Origin of the sequence: Kordiimonas sp. UBA4487, from assembly GCF_002389025.1 — a bacterium.
Taxonomy (GTDB): domain Bacteria; phylum Pseudomonadota; class Alphaproteobacteria; order Sphingomonadales; family Kordiimonadaceae; genus Kordiimonas; species Kordiimonas lacus.
Genome location: NZ_DGNR01000011.1, coordinates 241356 through 260956, shown reverse-complemented (window position 1 = coordinate 260956; position 19601 = coordinate 241356). Strand labels below are relative to the sequence as shown.

Sequence of the window (19601 nt, the reverse complement as noted above, 5' to 3'; positions counted from 1 at the left end):
TGAATTGGGGAGGTGGTCAAAGCCCGAGAGGCGAATGGCAGGACGGCAAAGGGTCGCACCCCTACCGCCTGCCAAAGAGCGCCAGGATGCTGTTGGGCGCCTGGTTGGCGATATTGAGCGCCAGGATACCCAGCTGTTCCTTCACCTGCGCGGCCTGCAGGTCGGCGGCCGTGCGGGCCAGATCGGCGTCCACCATGCGGCCGATGCCGCGCTCCACCACGTCATGCAGTTTGCTGGCAAACTCGTGCTGGATCTCGAGCCGACGCGACGCCGTGCCGAAATGTCCCATGGCACGGTTGACGTTATCAATGGAGTTATTGATTTCCTCCATCGAATATTCCTGGTCGTCCGTGAGGGTGATGAGCGCGCCACCGAACGACAGGTCCTGATGGTTGAAATCAAGTGTCTCTGTACCGTCGGAATTGGCGAGGGCGCTGATGATATCATTGCCGCTGTCGATCAGGTTGGTGCCGTTAAAGTCAGCACTGGAGATCATCAGCTTGATCTGTTCGCGGTAGGCGTCCAGGTCGCGGGTATAGGCTTCCGCTGCCGCATCATCATTATTCTTCTGCGCGCTCAGGAGCGACGCCATCTTGCCTTTCATCTCAATCAGGATGTTGGAGATGCTTTCGGTTGCCACAAGGGCCACGTCAACGGCGACGGTCGCCCGGTTGATGCTGTCAAGCGACGCGCGAATGCCCGCCAGATCGCCGCGCATGCGCTGGGCAATGGTATAGATGGCGGCGTCATCCTTGACGGACGCGACCTTGTATCCTGTTGCAATTCGTTCCTGAAGGGTCTCGAGCCACTTGTGGTTGGCTTCAAGGTTACGCAGCGCAGAAAGCGCGCCAGCGTTCGTGTTGACGCTCAGCATTGCCAGTTTCTCCAGCATTCGGTCCGCCTTTTTGGCAGACCACCCGTAAGGGCACCCATCAACAGAATACACGAAAGAGATGGTTACAGCAATCTGCAGAATCTTTAGTTTCGGTTGACAAAAACTGCAGAATCTGCTGTTTACGCCTGCGCGATTCGATAGATTTTCTGCATTCCCAAAAGAGAAAGCATGAACGTCGAACGATTGACCTGGGGGCGGTTGCCCCCGCATACTCGCGCTGACACTTTTTATCTTTGGAGTTTTTTGAATGTCGGACAAGATCAACAAGGTGGTACTGGCCTACTCAGGTGGCCTTGATACCTCGATCATCCTCAAGTGGCTACAGGTGACCTACGACTGTGAAGTGGTAACCTTCACGGCTGACCTGGGTCAGGGCGAAGAGCTTGAGCCGGCACGACGAAAAGCCGAGATGCTGGGCATCAAGGACATCTTCATTGAAGACCTGCGCGAAGAATTTGTGAAAGACTATGTCTTCCCCATGTTCCGCGCCAACACGGTCTATGAAGGCATGTATCTGCTGGGCACATCGATCGCCCGGCCGCTGATTTCCAAGCGCCAGATCGAAATCGCCAAGGAAGTTGGTGCTGACGCGGTGTGCCACGGCGCCACCGGCAAGGGCAACGACCAGGTGCGGTTCGAGCTGGGCTATTATGCCCTCAACCCGGACATCAAGGTGATTGCGCCCTGGCGGGAATGGGACCTGCACAGCCGGACGGCGCTGATCAAATTTGCCGAAGAGCACCAGATTCCGGTGCCCAAGGACAAGCGCGGCGAAAGCCCGTTCAGCGTGGACGCGAACCTCCTTCACACCTCATCTGAGGGCAAGGCGCTCGAGAACCCGTGGGACGCAGCAGAAGAATATGTCTACAGCCGCACGGACGATCCGCTGACGGCCCCGAATGAGCCCGAATATATCGAGGTCGAGTTCGAAAAGGGCGACGCGGTGGGCATCAACGGTGTGGCCATGAGCCCCGCGACACTGCTGGAGCAGCTGAACGAATACGGCAAGAAGCACGGCATTGGCCGCTTGGACCTGCTGGAGAACCGCTTTGTCGGCATGAAGTCCCGCGGCATCTATGAGACGCCCGGCGGCACCATTCTTCTTGCGGCCCACCGCGGTATCGAGCAGATCACGCTCGACCGGGGTGCGATGCACCTCAAGGATGAGATCATGCCTAAATATGCCGAGTGCATCTATAACGGCTTCTGGTTCAGCCCTGAGCGCGAGATGATGCAGGCGCTGATCGACAAGAGCCAGGAGTTCGTGGCGGGCACCGTGCGGCTGATGCTCTATAAGGGCGGTGTGCATGTGGTGGGCCGCAAGAGCCCCTACAGCCTCTATTCCATGGAGCATGTGACGTTCGAGGAAGACAGCGTCTATGACCAGCGCGACGCCGAAGGCTTTATCAAGCTAAACGCGCTGCGGCTGCAGCTTCTGAAACGCCGCGGCAAGGTCACCGAACCGCCCGCCTACGACTAAGCCGATCCTCCTGCGTATGGCAGGGTTGCAGAACCGGGTCTTGACGGATGTCGAGGTCCGGTTTTTCATGATGCGAGTTGAAAGGCTGCCGCTTCGGATCACTTTCAATCAGAAGATCGGAGGGACCCGCGTGGCTGAAATCTTCACCATCATTGCGCCAGTGTTCATCATCATGATGCTTGGCTATGGGCTTGGGAAAACCCGGCTGTTCCCCGATGGCTCCGCCCCCATCCTGATCAGCTTTGTCTGGTATGTGGCGATCCCGGCGCTCCTTTTTCGCTCGCTCGCGCCCAATGAGCTGCCGGACGCGTCAGAACTACTGTTTGTTCTGGCCTATTATGGGTCACTTTATGTGGTCTATGCGCTTGCCATGCTGTCAACCAGGCTGCTGTTTGGGCTGTCCACGGCAGAGCAGGCCACATTCGCTTTCGTCACCTGCTTCGGTAACGCTGGCTTTATCGGCATCCCGATTGTTGAAGGCGTGTATGGCGAGGAAGGCGTGCGGCTTCTCCTGATGCTGGTCAGCTTCCATTCGCTGACGCTTCTGCCGGTGACCACCGTGATTGTGGAACGCGCCGCAGATGCCACGGAAGGGCCGGGGATACTGTCGCGCACCTTCGCAAGCGTGCGCCAGAACCCGATTATCATCGCGCTTCTTGTCGGCCTTGGCTGGTCGGCCTTAAGCCTGCCTTACCCGCATTGGCTCGATAAGGTGCTGGAGCTGCCGGCGGTGGCGGCGGCACCGGTAGGGCTGTTCTCGGTCGGCCTGTCGCTCGCCAGTGTCCGGATTGCCGGCAACATCACCCACGCCATGGTGGCTGTGTCGCTCAAGCTGATGATCCTGCCGCTGACGGTGTTTTTAGTGGCGCACTTCCTCATGGGCCTGCCGGACGTCTGGGTGGGTGTGGCAACATTGATGGCAGCGCTGCCCAGCGGTATGATCGCCTACAGTTTTGCCAGCCAGTATGGTATCGGTGCGCGTAGGGCAGCCACAGCGGTGCTGATTTCCACCGGGTTATCAGCCGCCACGCTGTCTGTTGTATTGTTTGGTCTGAAGGCAGGAGGGCTCTCATGAAAATGATCTGGCAGGTCTATTTGTCGGGCGAAATCCACTCAGACTGGCGCGATGAGATCGCGGCGGCAGTCAAGGACGCCGAGCTGCCGGTTGAGCTGATGGCCCCGAATACGAATCACGGCGACTCGGACGACTGCGGCGCGGTGATTATGGGCGAGCCCGGCAATGATTTCTGGCGCGACCATATGGGCGCCAAGGTCAATGCCATCCGCACCCGCACCATGATCGAGAATGCCGATATCGTCGTGGTGCGTTTCGGCGAAAAATATCGCCAGTGGAATGCGGCCTTTGACGCAGGCTATGCGGCGGCCTTGGGCAAAAGCCTGATCGTGCAGCATCCACCTGAGTTCACCCATGCGCTCAAGGAAGTCGACGGCGCGGCCATGGCGACATGCGAGACTGTCGACCAAGTGATCGAAATCCTGCGCTACGTTACCACCGGTGTTTTGAACCGTTAGGACCATGATGAAACTCTATTATTCAAAAACCTCGCCCTACGCCCGCAAGGTGCTGCTGCTCGCCAAGGCGCTGGGCTTCGGTGACCGGCTTGAGGTGGAGGCCGCGAACCCGCTGGCGAACGAGGACGCGCTGCTGGCCGCCAATCCGCTCAACAAGGTACCAGCGCTGGTGCTCGACGATGGTCGGTGCGTGTTCGACAGCCCGGTGATCATGGAATTCCTTCTGGATATGGCCGGGCGCCCCCGCGCGGGTGACGAGTATTTCGAAGACCTGCAGATCCAGGCGCTGACTGATGGCATTCTGGATGCCGCGCTTTCGCTGGTGATGGAAAGTCGGCGCGAGGACGCTGAGAAGTCTGTCTATTGGCAGGAACGCTGGCACGGCGCCATCAAGCGCGCGCTTGTTGTGCTCGAGCGCGATTGGCTGGATAAGCTCCACGCCTGGAATAGCGCCACCATCGCCACCGTGTGCATGCTGGATTATCTGCTGTTCCGCTTGCCAGAAATAAGCTGGCGCGAGGCGCACCCCGCGCTCGCCGCCTGGTTCGATGAGGTGAGCCAGAACCCGGACTTCATCGCCTCCAATCCGCGCGACTAGGAACCGGTTTTGGTCAGCAGGAAATGCATCGGCTGGCCAACCACGTCGATCCGCACGATGCGCTGCGGCCGCGTCTTGCTGACATAGGCGATATTTTCGGGCGTCCCCCCTTTGATGGCGACCTGCCAGCTGTCAAAGGTGCCTGCCGGGGTTTCGACCATCTGCTCACCCGTTACCTCAAGCGTCACCTGCTCGGTGCGGTTTGCCATGCTGTTGAACCAGGGAAGCGTAACCTTGAAATCCGGCCCAAGCGGCAGGGCCGCGACAAGGCCGATCACTGCAAGGCGCAGGGGTGCCACTTGACTGGCGTCGTCTGCGATCGGGCGCGCCTGTTGCTGGCCGTCGCGCGTGGTAACCAGTTGGCCGGTTGCCTGCCCGTTCTGCCAGGCCGCATCAATATCCATGCGATTGGCCCCGATGGTGAAATCGATCGACAGCATCTCAGGAAGAAGGCTGTCGCGGTCGATCAATGCTTCGGCGGTTTCAAGGATGTTGGGCTGCATTTCCGACCTGTCGTGAATGCGGTAGTGCCCGTTCTTGACCTCCCAGCCGTAGGTCATGGACCCGGCTTCGGAACCGTCCCGCATCAGGGTCATGGTGAAGGTGTCCAGGTTGGCACGGGTCAGGTCGAACGCGCTGCGCCAGGCGGGGCGGTCATCGGCATGCAGAAGGCTGGTGGTCAGGATGACACCCATCGTGCTCGCGATTATCTTGGCGGTCTTCATCAGATATCTTTCGGTCGGCAGCACCCAGAGTGCGGGAACAGTAGATCAGCGACCGCCCTAAGCAAAGGCGGAAAATGGTTTAGCAAAAAGGCCACCCGGGGTACCGGATGGCCTGATCTCATTTCTTTGGCAAAATAGGCTCTAGTCACCAGCGCGCTGGGCGTCGCGGGTGGCCTTGAATTCGGTGCCTTCGCGCCAGTTCGGCCAGACGTCGCTGTCGATCAGGCTGCGGCCGGTGGTGTAGTAAAGCCGCAGGTCCTCAACGGCACCGGTCAGGTCCCAGTCGTCGCGGTATTCGTCAGACGGGGAGTGATAGTGCTTCTCGATATATTCGGCGACGATCGCTTCCACGTAGGCCCGGCCCTTTTCGCGGTGGTCATAGCCCGAGTTGGGGTAGAGCATCGGCACGCCTTTTTTCGACAGCTCGAAATGGTCAGAGCGGTAGAAATAGCCCTTCTCGGGCTCCTGGTCGGCCACCAGAATGCGGTCCTGTGCCTGGGCGGCTGCCTTCAGGGCGTCATCCAGTTCGGAATTGCCGAGGCCCACGACCGTCACGTCCCGAGTGGGGCCATAGAAATTCAGGCCGTCCATATTGATGCCGCCCACGGTGTCCTTCAGCGGGAACAGCGGATGTTCGGCATAATAGGCAGAGCCCAGAAGGCCCTGTTCTTCGGCCGTCACGGCCAGGAACAGCACAGACCGCTTCGGCTTGGGGCCAGAGGCATATTTGCGCGCCAGTTCAATCAGGCCGCCGGTGCCGGTCGCGTTATCGAGCGCGCCATTATAGATGCCGTCGCCCTCAACGGTCGGGTCGGTGCCGATATGGTCCCAGTGCGCCATATAGACGAACACTTCGTCGGGGCGCTCGCTGCCTTCCACAAAGCCCGCCACATTGCGGCTGTCCATGTGCGCGACGTCGGACCGGAAATGGGTAGAGAACTCAAGGTTCATCGGCACAGCCTTGAAGCCAGGTGTCTTGGCCGCGTCATACATGGCCTGGAGGTCAAGGCCCGCCATGGTGAACAGTTCACCGGCTTTTTCCTTGGTGATCCAGGCTTCGGCTTCTGAAAAACCTGTGCCCTTGTCTTCGCGCACCAGGCCGAACTGGGGGCCGGTCCAACTGCTGTCCACTGTCATCCAGCCGTAAGCGGCAGGTTTGGTGTCGTGGATGATGATGGCGGCGGCGGCACCCTGGCGGGCGGCTTCGTCGAACTTATAGTCCCAGCGGCCATAGTAGGTCATGGTGTTGCCGGCGAACAGGTCATCGTCCTGCGTGGCATAGCCCGGATCATTCACGAGCATCACCACGGTTTTGCCCTTCACGTCCACGCCGTCATAGTCGTTCCAGCCGCGCTCGGGCGCGTTGATGCCGTAACCCACGAACACCATGTCGCTTTCGTGCACTTCGCTGTCGGACTGCTCGCGCCGGGTCCAGACAACATGGTCGGCACGGTAGGCCAGCTTCAGCTCACCGCCTTCGCCCTTGATGGTCATCTCGGGCGCGTCTTTGGTCTCGATCGACACCAGCGGCACGGCCTGGGTGTAGCTGTCACCGTTCGCCGGCTTGAGGCCCGCATCCCGGAAGGCCTTTTCAAGGTAGGCGACTGTCAGGTCCTCGCCCGGTGTGCCGGGCGCACGGCCGCCGAATTCATCGGATGCCAGCGTGGTAACATGGCCCTTCAGAGCCTCTGTATTCATGGTGTAGCTGGTGGCTGTCTCGTCCGGCTTCTGGCTGTCGCCACAGGCCGCGAGCGAGAGCAACAGCGCCCCGGTCAATGCAAAATTCTTCATGGAAAACTCCCCGCTTAAGGTTCGAAGCGGAGAGTGGCGGGTCGCAGCCCTGCTGTCAATGCGACTTCTTGCTTATGCAATGAAGGTGTTTTTGATGCCGTCGAGGATAAACTGGCACGACAGGGCGGCCAGGATAACGCCCAGAAGCCGGGTCAGCACGGCATTCACGGTGGGGCCAAGCCAGTCCATCACCTTGGAGGCGGCGAAGAAGATAACAAGCGTGATCAGCATGACAACCGCCAGCGCCGCCAGGATCGCGCCCTGGGCCTCAAGGTCGCCTTCATAGTTGGACATGGTCAGCATGATGGTGGCGATGGCGCCGGGCCCCGCAAGCAGGGGGATGGCCACGGGAAAGACCGAAATATCCTCGAAATATTCGTCGAACTTTTCGGCCGATTCCTGCTTCCGCTCCGTGCGTTTCTCGAACACCATTTCAAGCGCGATGATCAGCAGCATTAGCCCGCCTGCGACCCTGAGGCCATCCATGGAAATGCCAAGGGCATTCAGGAACGGCTTTCCGACAAGCGCGAAAAACACCAGGATCAATGTGCCCACGATTGTGCCTTTGACGGCCATGGTGCGCTTGTGGCTGGTGTCTGCGCCCTGGGTCAGGCCGGCGAAAACCGGTGCGATGCCGATCGGGTCTACAATCACGAACAGGCCGATAAAGGCGGCGATAAAGGCTTCATACATGACGCATGCTCCTGCATTCAGTCGCGGTTATCAGCCTGTTGAATTTGAGGTCCTAAAGGCTGCCAGTCTTATAGCGTGTCAGGATCAATATTGTTCTGACGACAGGTCGCTGTCACGGTATTTTTGAGCAAGCAGGCAATTGTCATGGGGCCGACGCCGCCCGGAACCGGCGTGATGGCACCGGCACGCTCGGCCGCTGCACCGAATTCCACGTCGCCCACAAGGCGGCTTTTTCCTTCGCCGCGCTCGGGTGCGTCGATGCGGTTGATGCCCACGTCAATGACGGTCGCGCCTTCCTTGATCCAGTCGCCCTTGACCATCTCTGCCCGGCCAACGGCGGCCACGACAATATCGGCTTCAGCCACTTCGCCCGCCAGGTCCTTCGTGCGGCTATGGGCGATGGTGACGGTGCAGTTGGCATCCAGCAGAAGTTGCGCCATCGGCTTGCCGACAATATTCGACCGGCCCACAACGATGGCTTTCTTGCCGCTCATGTCGCCGAGTGTGTCCTGCAGCATCAGCAGGCAGCCAAGCGGGGTGCAGGGTACCATGCCCTTGCCGCCGGTGGCCAGAAGGCCAGAGTTGATCACATGGAAGCCGTCCACATCCTTTTCAGGGTTGATGGCGTCGATCACGGCGGCTTCGTTGATATGCTTTGGCAGCGGCAGCTGCACCAGAATGCCGTTCACAGCAGGGTCGGCGTTCAGCTCATTGACCTTGGCAAGCAAGGTTTCCTCGCTGGTGTCGGCCGGCATTTCAAAGTGGAAGCTGTTCATGCCAGTTTCGCCGGTCTGCTTCACCTTGTTGCGGACATAAACCTGGCTTGCAGGGTCTTCGCCCACAATCACCACGGCGAGGCCGGGCGTGATGCCGTGAGCGGTTTTAAGGGCGGTAACATCCTTGGCGACGCCTTCGCGCACTTTGGCTGAAAAGGCTTTACCATCGATAAGTTTGGCGGTGGGCATGGGTGTCTCCGTGCGGTGGTCGCGATCACTGTTGCCTAACCCATCAGGCCCAGCTCGCGAAGCTTTGCGTCGAGCGCATCAAATAGTTCGTCCGGCACGCCCTCAAAGAGAATCGTCTTATTCCGGTTCTGGTCCCCCGCTATAAGGCGAATGGCCGATTTGGGCAACCTGAGTTTTTTGGAAAGAAGCTTGATGAGCGCGGCATTCGCCTTGCCGTTTTCGGGGATGGCGGTAACGGTTGCGCGCAGGCGTGGCTGGCCCTCGGCGTCTCTGTCGATGCGGTCAAGCTTGTCGGCGGCGGCCTTCGGTGTCAGGCGGATGTGCAGCCTGACGCCTTCAGCCACCCGGATAAGCAGCCTATCCGACATTATAGAGGATGTTGATAATCAGCCGCTGGAGGAACATGATCAGCAGAAACAGGACGATGGGCGATATATCCATGCCACCCATGGTGGGGATAAAGCGCCGGATCGGCTTGAGGGCCGGTTCGGTGACAGCATGCAGGAATCGCCCGACGGTCTGGACAAACGGCTGGTAGGCATTGACGACGCCGAAATGGATCAGCCACCCCAGAATGATGCTGATGATCAACATCCATTTGAAGATGTCGAGCGCGACATAGGAAACTTGCAGCAGTGCATCAATGACGACCATTTTCGATCCTTTTTCCTGTTAACCGATCCTTATCAGGCCTTGGGGTAAACTGTCACAGTTATTGCAAGACATGTAATGTGAGTAGCCGCGAAATGCAATTGAGCGGCAAAAAATACCCTGGGGTTCCGAGTCGAATGGCTCAAAATGATACGCCCCTGGGTAAGAATTGCCTATGGGGCAAAAAATGCCCACCTGGCAGTGGCAGAAAGCTGGTAAGATAGCGCATGGCGTTTTTTGGTGGCACAAGCTTTAGCGGTCTTTTTGGACCCACGCAGCAGCAGACGTTCCGACCACAGATTGTCGGGATTGATACGTCGCTTATTGCCATGTCTGTCGACGCCAAAATGGCACAGCGTTCGCTGTCGACCCTGACCGCTGAGCAGCGTGCCGCCTTTTCCTTGAGTGGCCGCGGCGATGCTGTGATCCCGCCGTGGCAAGTGCCGGAAGAATCCAAAACCCTCAGCCAGCAAATCCGCGAAGTCCGCGAGCTGACCAAATTCATCGACCTGAAGGCAGATGATCTGGACGCCGTGGGCGACTCCGACAAGAAGGCCACATTTGCGCTCTATAAGGCGCTCAATAACTTGCGTATCCTGGCGGAATATGCATCTCAGGACAGCACATCGGCTTCCTCTCTGTCGCGCCTCAATGATCAATTCCAGGCGGGCCTTGATGAAGTCCGTGACTTCCTGTCCACGGCTGACCTTGAAAAGCTCGACCTTTTCCTGGGCGATAAGGAATACAAGACCGAGGCGACGACCCGCCTGGGCAAAAACAGCTCGGAATCGAACGGCAGCCTGATCACCACCGATCCCAACGCGGCGATCGACGGCCTGGTGGGGGATGAGGTCTTCACGATTTCCGTCACAAAGAGCGGCGAAACAGATGATATCCAGGTTGACCTGTCGGGGGTTTCCGGCACGCTGTCACTGAATAACATCAAGGATTATATCAACACGCAGATTGAGGCGCTGACCATTCTTGATGGCAACGGCGACCCGACGCCGAAGCATTTAACGCGCTTTGATGTGCGCCGCGACGGCGATAGCGGCAAATACAGCCTGCAGATTGATGGTACCATCACGGAAGAGGTCACATTGTCCGCTGCCGTGACCACACCAACGCTTTATGTGGCGTCTGCCGTTTCGCAGCTGGATGACGATTTTGCCGTGACCAGCCGGATCACTGAGATCAATGGCCTTGACGGCACGTTGGCGATTGATGATGTGACCTCCTTCTCGGGCATCGATTATGAAGCCAGTGCGGTGAAGGAGCAGGTGGCCGAGCAGGAAGACGACGATCTGGATCCTAAAATCGCCGGCCTGCGCGATAAGCTTCTGGCGGAAGCCAAAGAAGACGTTACGGGTACGTCCGACGATGAAGAAGTAGATGACACCGACAATGAACTCTCCATCACCAACGTGAACAGCGACTATCAGGTCAATGCCGACACCACGGCAAGCCGGGTTGCGGTGGACAGCGAAGGTGGCATCTATGTGGTTGGTACGTCTGAAGGCAGCTTCGGGCATCAGTTGAATACGGCGTCTGGCGAAGATGTGTTCCTGACCAAATTCGACACAGAAGGCAATGTGGTCTTCTCCCGCCTGCTGGGCGTGGCCGGTGACGCCGATGCCTACGGCATCACGGTTGACAGTGAAGACAATGTCATTGTGGTGGGCAAGACCGACAGCGAGCTGTCCACCAGCGATGTGATCGACAGCACAGACGCCTTTGTCACCAAAATCAGCAAGCGCGGCGATGAAGTGTTCCGTTACCAGTTGGATACCTTTGGCGAATCCGCGGCCTATAGTGTGGCGGTTGACAGCAACAACGACATTTATGTGGGCGGCTATACCAAGTCTGCCATCAGCTCCACCTCCGGATTTACCGGCGGACAGGATGCCTTGATCCTGAAGCTGTCCGGCAGCGACGGTAGCCTGCAGGACTCGAGCGTCTTTGGCACCAGCGGCAATGACGTGATCAAAGGCATTGCCATTGACGGAAATGATGACATTGTCGTGGCGGTGGAAGAGGGCGGTGACGCCGTCGTATACCGGCTGGATGCCACTGACCTCAGCGACACGACCAATTTCCTGAATATGGGCAGCTTGGGTGCCGGTGGCTCGATCCAGGGTATCGCCATCGATAACACCAATAGCGATGTTTACATCGCGGGCGTGACCACCAATTCAGCCCTTGATGCCAGCGGCACTGCCACCGTTGTGGGGACCGCGGAAGGTGGCTTTGAAGGATTTGTCAGCGCGCTCAGCCTGAACGGCAAGTCCAACCTGAAGGCTGAAAGCACCACGTACCTGTCAACCAGCGGCACCGACCGCATCAATGATGTGGTAGTGGTTGATCAGGTTGTCTATGTGGCGGGCTCCACGGCTGGGACGCTGTCGGGTGAGACGGCGCGGGGCTCTGTTGACGCCTTTGTGGCGCGGGTCGACGGCAAGACGGGGGCCCTTGAAGACATGGAGCAATATGGCGAAGGTCTGTCCAAATCCGCAGTTGGCGGCCTGGCCTTTACCACGCAGGGCAACTCTGTGCTTGAAACCCTGGGCCTGCCAACCGGCACGGTTAATATTGACGAGACACTGGATATCCAGACACAAACGTCTGCCAAGGAAGGCGATTTCTTCTATATCTCCGTTGATGGCGGTACCAAGAAGAAGATCACCCTGAGCGACGGCGATACCTTTGATGACCTCAAGCGTAAATTGCGCATCGCCGGCTTCGGCAAGATCGATGTGGATGTTTCCAGCACGTCAGAAGGCGACAAGCTCACGATCTCGACGCTGGATGACGGTGTATCGATTGACCTTCTGCCGGGTACCGGCGACCGTGACCTTTTGGAGCGTATCGGCCTTGAGCCTGGCAAATTGCTGCCAAAGAACGAGGTTTTTGGCCTGGGTGACGACGAAGAAGAAGACGGCACCGACCCAGATAATCTGGGTGGTGCGTTCGGGCTCGGCCTCAAGGGCGAGCTGCATATCAAGGACAAGGCGACAGCCAAATATGTGCTGAGCTTGTTTGATGGCGCGATAAGCTCAGTGCAGCGCGCTTTCCGGTCGCTCGAATATAACCCGTTGAAGGCCTTGATCAAAGAAGGTCGGTCAACCCAGGGCACGGTGCCAGCGCACCTGCAGGCCCAGCTTGCCAACTTCCAGACGGGTCTCGCACGCTTGCAGTCCGGCGCGTCCTCACCTTCGCTCAGCCTGTTTGTCTGACGCTTTTTCCAATCCGGTTTAGTCAACTGCCTTAACCAACGGCCTTTGGGCCTTGGGTCTGCATGTCTGTATGTGCGGGAGTTTTCAAGGGTTCACATGGAGCGGCTGGATAATAAAAAAGCCACACGATTGGTGCGGCTCTGGCTGGTCTTTTGGCAGGTACCTCTCTCGGCGGGGTAGGCGGGAACAGGTGCACGATTGGGGGTCGAGTAAATAAATTTACCTATTCCCGCACCCCTGCTCGAGAGGTACTTCTATACAATACAAGCTCCGTGCCATTTTTTAGACGACTTTTTATTTTCTTTATTTTCAATGGTTTATGTAATTTTCCATTGATGAGGCTCTGTTTTTCATGAAAAGATAATTGCAAAAAGCAACATATATTGTCTTGTTTTGCAATTATGTCGCAAATAGCAACAACAGAAAGTCGCTGAAGTGTGATTGTCATTCAGCCATTATTCACACACTATGGCTTAGAAGGATCAAGCCCGACGAGACAAGGCCTGTTGAATGGGCCCTGACGTCGCCCTGACATGCAAGGACAGAAGCAGTATGCGCCTTTCGGTTATTTTTTCGATCATGATGGTTCTCCTTTCTGGATTTGGGGCGCAGGATGTGCGCGCCCAGGACGGAGAGGGCGAAGAGATTCAGGACGTCGGCAAGCCCAGGATCGAGATGAAGCCCTTCAATATGGCGCTTCTGGAGCGTGGGCGCGTTCGAGGCCAGGTAACCATGCATCTCGTGTTGGTTATTGAACAGAAGGGCGGGCATGAATTTGTCCGCACCCGCCTGCCGCAGCTCAGGGCCGATTTCAACAGCGCGCTGACAGTGCTTGCGCGTCAGCGCTTCAGTGTTTCCCGCCCGATCGACCCCGATATTGTCAAGGCCTACCTGACGCCCTATGCCGACCAGCGCCTGGGGTCTGGTGTCGTGTCTGTCTATGTCAAGCAGGCGTTGATCGAACCAAGCTGACGCCATACCGGCATCAGGATGCCTGATTTATGGGCTGTGGTGAAAAAGTAACACCTCTCCAAATCCCATGAATTAATGAAGCGAATTACTTGACCCCTCTGGCAATCGTCCTATCCCATATAAGTGGGAAGGACTAATGAAGTTGTATTAAACATCACGGAGGGGAAACATGCGCCAGAACCGCTTGTTTAAAACGACCGCGCTAACAGCCGGTTGTCTTGCTTTCCTAGCCTCGGGCTCAGTTATGGCCCAGGATGGAAGCGACGAAGAATTTACCATTGAAGAAGTTGTAGTTACCGGTACTTACCTTAAAGGGAAATCCCAGTTCACCAGCCCATCGCCGCTTGCAGTGATCGGCGCAGACAACCTGAATCAGATCGGCGCCAGCAACGTGGCAGACCTGGTCCAGACGCTGACCATCAACAACGGTGCTCAGAATAACCCGGACGCCTTCACCCAGAACGGCACCACGGGGACTTCCAACTTTAACCTGCGCGGCCTTGGTGTGGCTTCCACGCTGGTGCTTCTGAACGGTCGCCGTCAGGTGGTTGCAGGTACAGTTACGAACGACGGTATTGCCTTTGTTGATACCAGTTCTCTTGTGCCGCAGATTGCTGTTCGGCGGATTGAGATCGTGAAAGACGGCGCTGCCGCCATTTACGGTACAGATGCCGTTGCCGGTGTGGTGAACTTCATCACAGACGATGATTTCGAAGGCGTGGAAGCGTCTGTTAAATATCAGACACTGACCGATCAGGGCAGCCAGTCTGATGCGCTCTATCAGGCCAAGTTCGGCTGGGGCAACGACACCACCCACGTCATGGGTGCCTTCAGCTACTATGACCGGACGCCTCTGACAACCGAGGAACGTCGTTTGAGCCAGACAGCTGACGACAGCTCGGTGCTGGGTAACCCGGGCGCCTATTATGTGCCGTCCATCATCGCGGCAGTGGGCTCTGTGGTGCCTGTGATCGACCCGACCGGTTGTGAGGAAGTCGGTGGCCAGGCAAATGTCGCAGTGGACATCGGGGTTGCCCGCATCGGTACCTGTGGCTTCGACTTTGGTGACTATTTCAACCTGGTACCGGAAGAAGAGCGCAAGCAGGCGTATGCTGTTGTTACTCAGCAACTGGGCGATAACCACCAGCTGCGTGTTGAAGGCGGCTGGGCAGATACGGAAGCCCGGCGCGGCAACTCGCCAACCTTCCCGTACCTGCAACTGAGCCAGGCCGGCGTACCGGCTTATCACCCGGGTAACCCGTTCGGGCAGGGCGTAACCTTCCTGGGCCGTGCCATTGGTAACGGCGGGGAAGTGTCACCGAACCTGACCACATCGGAAACCTACCGTTTCAACATCGAGCTGACAGGCGACATCAACGACACCTGGAGCTATGACGTTGGCTTCACCATTGCGGACAACAGTTATGTCCTCAATACAGAAGACACGCTGACAGCGAACTTCCAGCGTGCGCTGGCGGGCTTTGGTGGCAACAACTGTGACATTGGGGCCGGCGTGCCGGGTGCCAACGGCTGTCTGTTCTATAACCCGTTCGCCACCAGCTATTCGACACTGCCAAACAGCCCTGAAGTGCTTGACTATATCATTGGCACCCAGGTGATTGACGGTTCGTCAAATACCAAAGTGGTTGATGCTGTCCTGTCCGGCTCTATCGGGTCGACGCCAGCAGGCGATATCGGCATTGCCGTTGGCATGCAGTACCGGAGTGAGTTCTGGGGTCGTGATTATGACGATGTCTCGAACAATGACGGTTTTGCCTTCCTGATCGGTAACCAGGACTTCTCTGAAGATCGCTCCGCCGTGGGCCTCTTCGCTGAAACCCTGATCCCGATTACCGACCAGATCGATCTGTCGCTGGCGCTTCGTAATGAGAGCTATGGCGGCGATATCGGCAGCACCACAGATCCGAAGATCTCGCTTCTCTATCGTCCGATGGACAGCCTGTCGCTGCGCGGCAGTTATTCTACCAGTTTCCGGGCACCAAGCGTGCTGCAGGTGGCCGGTGGTACCACGGCGCTTGAGCAGGTGTCTGATCCGGTCATGGGCGGTACGGCCTTCGCGGCAGTGCGGTCTGTGGCGCCTGACGGTGGCCGGGACATCCGCCCTGAAACCGGCAAGGCCTGGAACTTTGGTGCCAGCTATTCCGGCAATAGCGGCTTTGAGTTCGACATCGACTACTGGAACTACAAGTTCGAAGACGTGATCATCGTCGAAAACTCGCAGGCTGTTGTGAATGCGTTCCCAACAGATCCATCCCGGGTTTTCCGGTCTGGCGAGAACGGAACGTCGGGCACCATCCTTCTGGTGTTTGTTGACTTCCTGAATGCCTCCAGCGTGGAAACGCAGGGCTTCGATGTCAACGCCCGCTACACCTTCGACACCGACTATGGCACTTTCCAGCCATTCTTCGAGGCAACCCACGTCCTGAAGTATGACCTGGAAGACCCACAAGCCGGTGCAGTGGACGGTGCAGGCAACCGGAACTTCTCGAACTTCGGTAGCCCTACGCCAAGCTGGCGCTTCAACACAGGCATGTCCTGGACCAATGAAGACCATGACTTCCGCTTCTATATCCGTCATATCAGCGGCATGGACGACGACCAGAATGCGGGTAGTCGTGTCGGGGCAATGACCACAGTTGATGCACAATATACCTTCAACCTCGGCGGTTTGTTTGACGGTGGCGATGGCTCCAGCATCCAGCTGGGTGTGATCAACGCCTTCGACAAGGCTCCACCTTATGTTTCGACAAACGGTGGCTATGAATCGCGGACCCACGACCCTCGCGGCCGGATGGTTTATGCGAAGCTAAGCGCATCATTCTAAAATGAAAACACAGAGACCGGGGCGAAATCATTCGCCCCGGTTTTGGTTTAAGGACTGAGTATTCACGAGGGACAAAAAAAGTTGCCGCCAAGGAGCCTTCCGAACGCGGTGAGTATTCGATGCTAAGAGGTCTCAGTTGACGTTACGGAATTAAGGGGATTCGACAAGAAAGCGGCAGGTTTCCGGGGTTTTTTATTGTTGTTTTGACGATACACAATCACTTGAAATCTTGGAGAGCTGGTGTTGAACCGCTTGACGTTAACGTAAATCAAGAGGCACAATTGCACCGAAATCGTTTCTGGCCCAGGAAGGCGCCGACACTGTCGGTTGGGTTGGCCAGGATGGTTTGGCTGTGGGAGGAAGCTGGGAGCATACAGGCGGGTCGGTCGCAGGACCTCCGCTGTTCACTATTTTTCCCCTGGTCACAATGCATTGTGGAGATCTTGGCTTTTGCCATGAAAGTCCCGTTCCAGATAGGCGCAGCGCTGTTGCCAGACAGTTGTTGCAGGAACCCCGGGTTTTCATGTGTCTCAGCAAAAGTCGAAGGGAATGGGAAGGAAACCAATGAGCAAGAACTTAGGGCATAAAACCCGTGCATTTCTGATGACGTCAGCAGCCGCTGCCGCCGTCGTGACAGGAGCCAGCCTCTCTGCCCAGGCGCAGGACAGCAGCTCCGACTTTACTCTCGAAGAAATCTTGGTAACGGCACAGAAGCGGCCTCAAACGCTTCAGGAAACGCCAATCGCTGTATCGGTTACAGATGCCGCGACGATTGAGAAGTCTCACATTCTGGATATCTCGGATATGCAGTCTGTTGTGCCTTCACTGCGTGTCTGGACGTTGCAGACGTCCTCCAACACCAACTTCGCCATCCGGGGTTTTGGTAACGGTGCCAACAACGCCGGTATCGAACCATCCGTTGGCGTGTTTATTGACGGTGTCTACAGGTCTCGTTCCGCTGCCCAGATCGGCGACCTGCCGCGTCTGCAGCGCGTAGAGGTTCTGCGCGGTCCGCAAAGTACGCTCTTTGGTAAGAACGCATCCGCGGGTGTAATCAGTATCGTGACAGCCGCCCCGTCCTTTGAGCCTGAAGGCGGTATTGAAGCGTCTTACGGCAACTATGATGCCCGTCAGATCAAGGCCTACTACACCACTGGCCTCACTGACACGTTCGCGGTCAGCATCTCCGGCGGCGTCAACAAGCGCGACGGCTATATCGAGACCAGCGACCCGAACATTGACGACATCAACAACCGTGACCGCTGGAACATTCGCGGCCAGGCCCTGTGGGAGCCATCCGAGACCGTTTCCGTCCGCATGATTGCCGACTATAACGAACTTGATGAATTGTGCTGTGGTGTTACCAACATCATCAACGGCCCAACAGCCGGTCTAATCCAGCTTCTGGGCGGCACCGTTCTGGATGACAGCGACCCGTTCGCATACGAGTCGCCGATCAACCAGGTTCCGGTGAACAAGATCAAGGACGGTGGTGTCTCGCTGGAAGCGAACGTCGACTTTGAAGGCTTCACGCTGACGTCCATCTCGTCGTACCGCAGCAACTCCAGCTTCAACGACTCCGAGCCTGACTATACGGGCGCGCACATTCTCGACAGCGCCTACAATGACGCTGACATCGATACCTACACCCAGGAAATCCGCCTGTCCTCGACCGGCGTGAACAAGCTGGACTGGATGGTTGGTGGTTATTTCTTCAAAGAGGATATCACCCAGATCCAGGGCCTGAAATATGGTACGGATACAAGGAACTATATCGACTTCCTGACCGGTGCACCGGGCACGCTGGCAACGCTTGAGCTTCTCTCTGGCATGCCGTCCGGTTCCTTCTTCGCGGCTGACACCACGACGCGGGAAACCTTCACCCAGGACAACACGGCCTTCTCGCTCTTCGCATCGCTTGATTTTCACCTGACTGATCGGCTGACGCTGACCGGTGGCATCAACTATACGAAGGATAAGAAAACCGTGACGGGTAGTACCGTCAATGGTGATGCCTTCTCAAGCATCGATCTGTTCACCGTCAATGGCGGCTTTATCCCGACGGCTCTGTTTGGTCAGGCCTTCGCGGACAATACCGGCCTGGCGCCAACGCCTGAGAATATTGCCTTCATCGAATCCGTGGCTCCGGGTACGTCTGCCGCGATCAACGCGGGCGTAACCAGCGCGATCCAGGGCCTGCAGGGCCTGCAGTTCCAGCCGCAGTTCCTGGCGTATCCGAACTCGGTTCAGGACGGCAAGACCAACGACGACAAAGTAACCTGGCAGGCACGTGCCGCGTATGAGGTAAGCGACAATATCAATATTTACCTCAGTGCCGGTACCGGCTTCAAATCCACCAGCTGGAACCTGTCGCGGGACGCGCGTCCGTTTGCTGCCAATCAGGCGGCACTTGAAGCGGCTGGCCTGACACAAGTGAACCAGACGTACGGTACGCTCTATGCGGGCCCGGAAAACTCAACCGTTTACGAGATCGGCATCAAGGCCCGTTACTCGAAAGGGGCGATCAACATCGCGCTCTTTGACCAGACCATCAAGGGCTTCCAGTCTAACATCTTCCAGGGCACAGGCTTTGTACTGGCGAACGCTGGTAAGCAGTCGACCAAAGGCCTTGAGATTGATGCGACATGGGTACCGATCGAAGATCTGGAATTCCGCTTTGCCGGTACCTTCCTCGATCCTGTCTTTGACAGCTTCCCGGGCGCTGCTGGCCCGAACGGTACCGTGGTTGACCTGTCCGGTGAAAAGCCTGCCGGTATCCATGAAACCAGCCTGTCATTCGCCGCCACCTACTTCTTCGAACTGGGTGACAGCATGACCGGTTATGTTCGTGGTGACTGGCAGTATGAAAGCGAAACGCAGGTTGTGGATAACGTCGATGGCGTGTTCCGCCAAGTCAGCCTGTTCAATGCCAGTGCCGGCCTTGAGTGGGAAAATGGCCTGAGCCTCTCTGTCTGGGGCCGGAACCTGTTTAACGACGAGTTCTACCTGAGCGCCTTCCCGGGCGTGATCCAGCCAGGCACAGTGAACGGCTATGCCAACCCACCGCGTATGTACGGTGTTTCGGTCGGCTACAAGTTCTAAAAGCCAACCAAATGAATGCGGAAAAGGCGGCCTCTGGGCCGCCTTTTTTTTGCCTGCAGCGACGTGCGACATTTTCATTACATTTTTTTGACAGCCTGATATAAGCGCCCAAAGGGGA

The 19601-nt window shown here is 57.3% G+C and carries 15 protein-coding genes; 8 read left to right on the top strand and 7 right to left on the bottom strand.

Features of this window, described 5'->3' with window-relative positions:
• Positions 1-61 precede the first annotated feature (61 nt).
• A complete protein-coding gene (locus B3Z17_RS06690; RefSeq protein ID WP_286829089.1) occupies positions 62-892 on the bottom strand; it encodes a flagellin in 831 nt (276 codons plus the stop codon).
• A 250-nt stretch (positions 893-1142) separates the two neighbouring features.
• Here B3Z17_RS06690 and B3Z17_RS06685 point away from each other — a divergent pair, with 250 nt between their 5' ends.
• The 4 genes from B3Z17_RS06685 to B3Z17_RS06670 all read left to right on the top strand — a co-directional run bounded on the left by B3Z17_RS06685 (position 1143) and on the right by B3Z17_RS06670 (position 4506).
• Positions 1143-2375, top strand: coding sequence for an argininosuccinate synthase (locus tag B3Z17_RS06685; RefSeq protein WP_286829088.1), 1233 nt, complete (start codon positions 1143-1145; stop codon positions 2373-2375).
• A gap of 130 nt (positions 2376-2505) precedes the next feature.
• The gene (locus B3Z17_RS06680; protein ID WP_286829087.1) at positions 2506-3450 is read left to right on the top strand and encodes an AEC family transporter; all 945 of its coding nucleotides are present in this window, start codon (positions 2506-2508) and stop codon (positions 3448-3450) included.
• On the top strand, positions 3447-3908 hold the full coding sequence (locus tag B3Z17_RS06675; protein WP_286829086.1) for a YtoQ family protein: 462 nt from the start codon (positions 3447-3449) through the stop codon (positions 3906-3908). Before B3Z17_RS06680 ends, B3Z17_RS06675 begins: the two co-directional genes overlap by 4 nt.
• Positions 3909-3912: 4 nt before the next feature.
• Positions 3913-4506 (top strand): glutathione S-transferase N-terminal domain-containing protein, encoded by a 594-nt coding sequence (locus tag B3Z17_RS06670; protein WP_082714739.1) that lies wholly within the window; start codon positions 3913-3915, stop codon positions 4504-4506.
• On the opposite strand, the gene B3Z17_RS06665 is transcribed toward B3Z17_RS06670, so the two are convergent.
• The 6 genes from B3Z17_RS06665 to B3Z17_RS06640 all read right to left on the bottom strand — a co-directional run bounded on the left by B3Z17_RS06665 (position 4503) and on the right by B3Z17_RS06640 (position 9325).
• The gene (locus B3Z17_RS06665; RefSeq protein ID WP_286829085.1) at positions 4503-5231 is read right to left on the bottom strand and encodes a hypothetical protein; all 729 of its coding nucleotides are present in this window, start codon (positions 5229-5231) and stop codon (positions 4503-4505) included. The genes B3Z17_RS06670 and B3Z17_RS06665 overlap by 4 nt on opposite strands.
• A 141-nt stretch (positions 5232-5372) precedes the next feature.
• Complete coding sequence (locus B3Z17_RS06660) at positions 5373-7022, bottom strand: M28 family metallopeptidase (protein ID WP_286829084.1); 1650 nt, start codon at positions 7020-7022, stop codon at positions 5373-5375.
• Positions 7023-7094: 72 nt separating this feature from the next.
• Positions 7095-7715, bottom strand: a complete 621-nt coding sequence (locus B3Z17_RS06655) for a MarC family protein (protein WP_068308424.1) — start codon at positions 7713-7715, stop codon at positions 7095-7097.
• A 68-nt stretch (positions 7716-7783) separates the two neighbouring features.
• Positions 7784-8680: a bifunctional methylenetetrahydrofolate dehydrogenase/methenyltetrahydrofolate cyclohydrolase FolD gene (folD, locus tag B3Z17_RS06650; protein ID WP_286829083.1), complete on the bottom strand. Its 897-nt coding sequence runs from the start codon at positions 8678-8680 to the stop codon at positions 7784-7786.
• 35 nt (positions 8681-8715) lie between these two features.
• Positions 8716-9048, bottom strand: a complete 333-nt coding sequence (locus tag B3Z17_RS06645) for a DUF167 family protein (protein ID WP_286829082.1) — start codon at positions 9046-9048, stop codon at positions 8716-8718.
• Complete coding sequence (locus B3Z17_RS06640) at positions 9038-9325, bottom strand: YggT family protein (protein ID WP_068309355.1); 288 nt, start codon at positions 9323-9325, stop codon at positions 9038-9040. The genes B3Z17_RS06645 and B3Z17_RS06640 overlap by 11 nt, the downstream gene beginning before the upstream one ends.
• A gap of 233 nt (positions 9326-9558) precedes the next feature.
• Between B3Z17_RS06640 and B3Z17_RS06635 the strand changes: the two genes are divergently transcribed.
• The 4 genes from B3Z17_RS06635 (at position 9559) to B3Z17_RS06620 (ending at position 19483) form a co-directional block, all read left to right on the top strand.
• Positions 9559-12564 carry an SBBP repeat-containing protein gene (locus B3Z17_RS06635; protein ID WP_286829081.1) on the top strand — a complete coding sequence of 1002 codons (3006 nt, stop codon included), beginning with the start codon at positions 9559-9561 and terminating at the stop codon, positions 12562-12564.
• A 552-nt stretch (positions 12565-13116) separates the two neighbouring features.
• A complete protein-coding gene (locus B3Z17_RS06630) occupies positions 13117-13536 on the top strand; it encodes a hypothetical protein (protein WP_139167398.1) in 420 nt (139 codons plus the stop codon).
• A 244-nt stretch (positions 13537-13780) separates the two neighbouring features.
• Positions 13781-16381, top strand: a complete 2601-nt coding sequence (locus B3Z17_RS06625; protein WP_286829080.1) for a TonB-dependent receptor plug domain-containing protein — start codon at positions 13781-13783, stop codon at positions 16379-16381.
• 564 nt (positions 16382-16945) lie between these two features.
• Complete coding sequence (locus B3Z17_RS06620) at positions 16946-19483, top strand: TonB-dependent receptor (protein ID WP_286829079.1); 2538 nt, start codon at positions 16946-16948, stop codon at positions 19481-19483.
• The last annotated feature ends 118 nt before the right edge of the window (positions 19484-19601 follow it).

Excerpts from the sequence above, each read along its gene's own strand:
- B3Z17_RS06690 (WP_286829089.1), bottom strand. The coding sequence starts at position 892 with ATGCTGGAGAAACTGGCAATGCTGAGCGTCAACACGAACGCTGGCGCG.
- B3Z17_RS06685 (WP_286829088.1), top strand. The coding sequence starts at position 1,143 with ATGTCGGACAAGATCAACAAGGTGGTACTGGCCTACTCAGGTGGCCTT.
- B3Z17_RS06675 (WP_286829086.1), top strand. The coding sequence starts at position 3,447 with ATGAAAATGATCTGGCAGGTCTATTTGTCGGGCGAAATCCACTCAGAC.
- B3Z17_RS06670 (WP_082714739.1), top strand. The coding sequence starts at position 3,913 with ATGATGAAACTCTATTATTCAAAAACCTCGCCCTACGCCCGCAAGGTG.
- B3Z17_RS06665 (WP_286829085.1), bottom strand. The coding sequence starts at position 5,231 with ATGAAGACCGCCAAGATAATCGCGAGCACGATGGGTGTCATCCTGACC.
- B3Z17_RS06660 (WP_286829084.1), bottom strand. The coding sequence starts at position 7,022 with ATGAAGAATTTTGCATTGACCGGGGCGCTGTTGCTCTCGCTCGCGGCC.
- B3Z17_RS06655 (WP_068308424.1), bottom strand. The coding sequence starts at position 7,715 with ATGTATGAAGCCTTTATCGCCGCCTTTATCGGCCTGTTCGTGATTGTA.
- folD (WP_286829083.1), bottom strand. The coding sequence starts at position 8,680 with ATGCCCACCGCCAAACTTATCGATGGTAAAGCCTTTTCAGCCAAAGTG.
- B3Z17_RS06645 (WP_286829082.1), bottom strand. The coding sequence starts at position 9,048 with ATGTCGGATAGGCTGCTTATCCGGGTGGCTGAAGGCGTCAGGCTGCAC.
- B3Z17_RS06635 (WP_286829081.1), top strand. The coding sequence starts at position 9,559 with ATGGCGTTTTTTGGTGGCACAAGCTTTAGCGGTCTTTTTGGACCCACG.
- B3Z17_RS06630 (WP_139167398.1), top strand. The coding sequence starts at position 13,117 with ATGCGCCTTTCGGTTATTTTTTCGATCATGATGGTTCTCCTTTCTGGA.
- B3Z17_RS06625 (WP_286829080.1), top strand. The coding sequence starts at position 13,781 with ATGGCCCAGGATGGAAGCGACGAAGAATTTACCATTGAAGAAGTTGTA.
- B3Z17_RS06620 (WP_286829079.1), top strand. The coding sequence starts at position 16,946 with ATGAGCAAGAACTTAGGGCATAAAACCCGTGCATTTCTGATGACGTCA.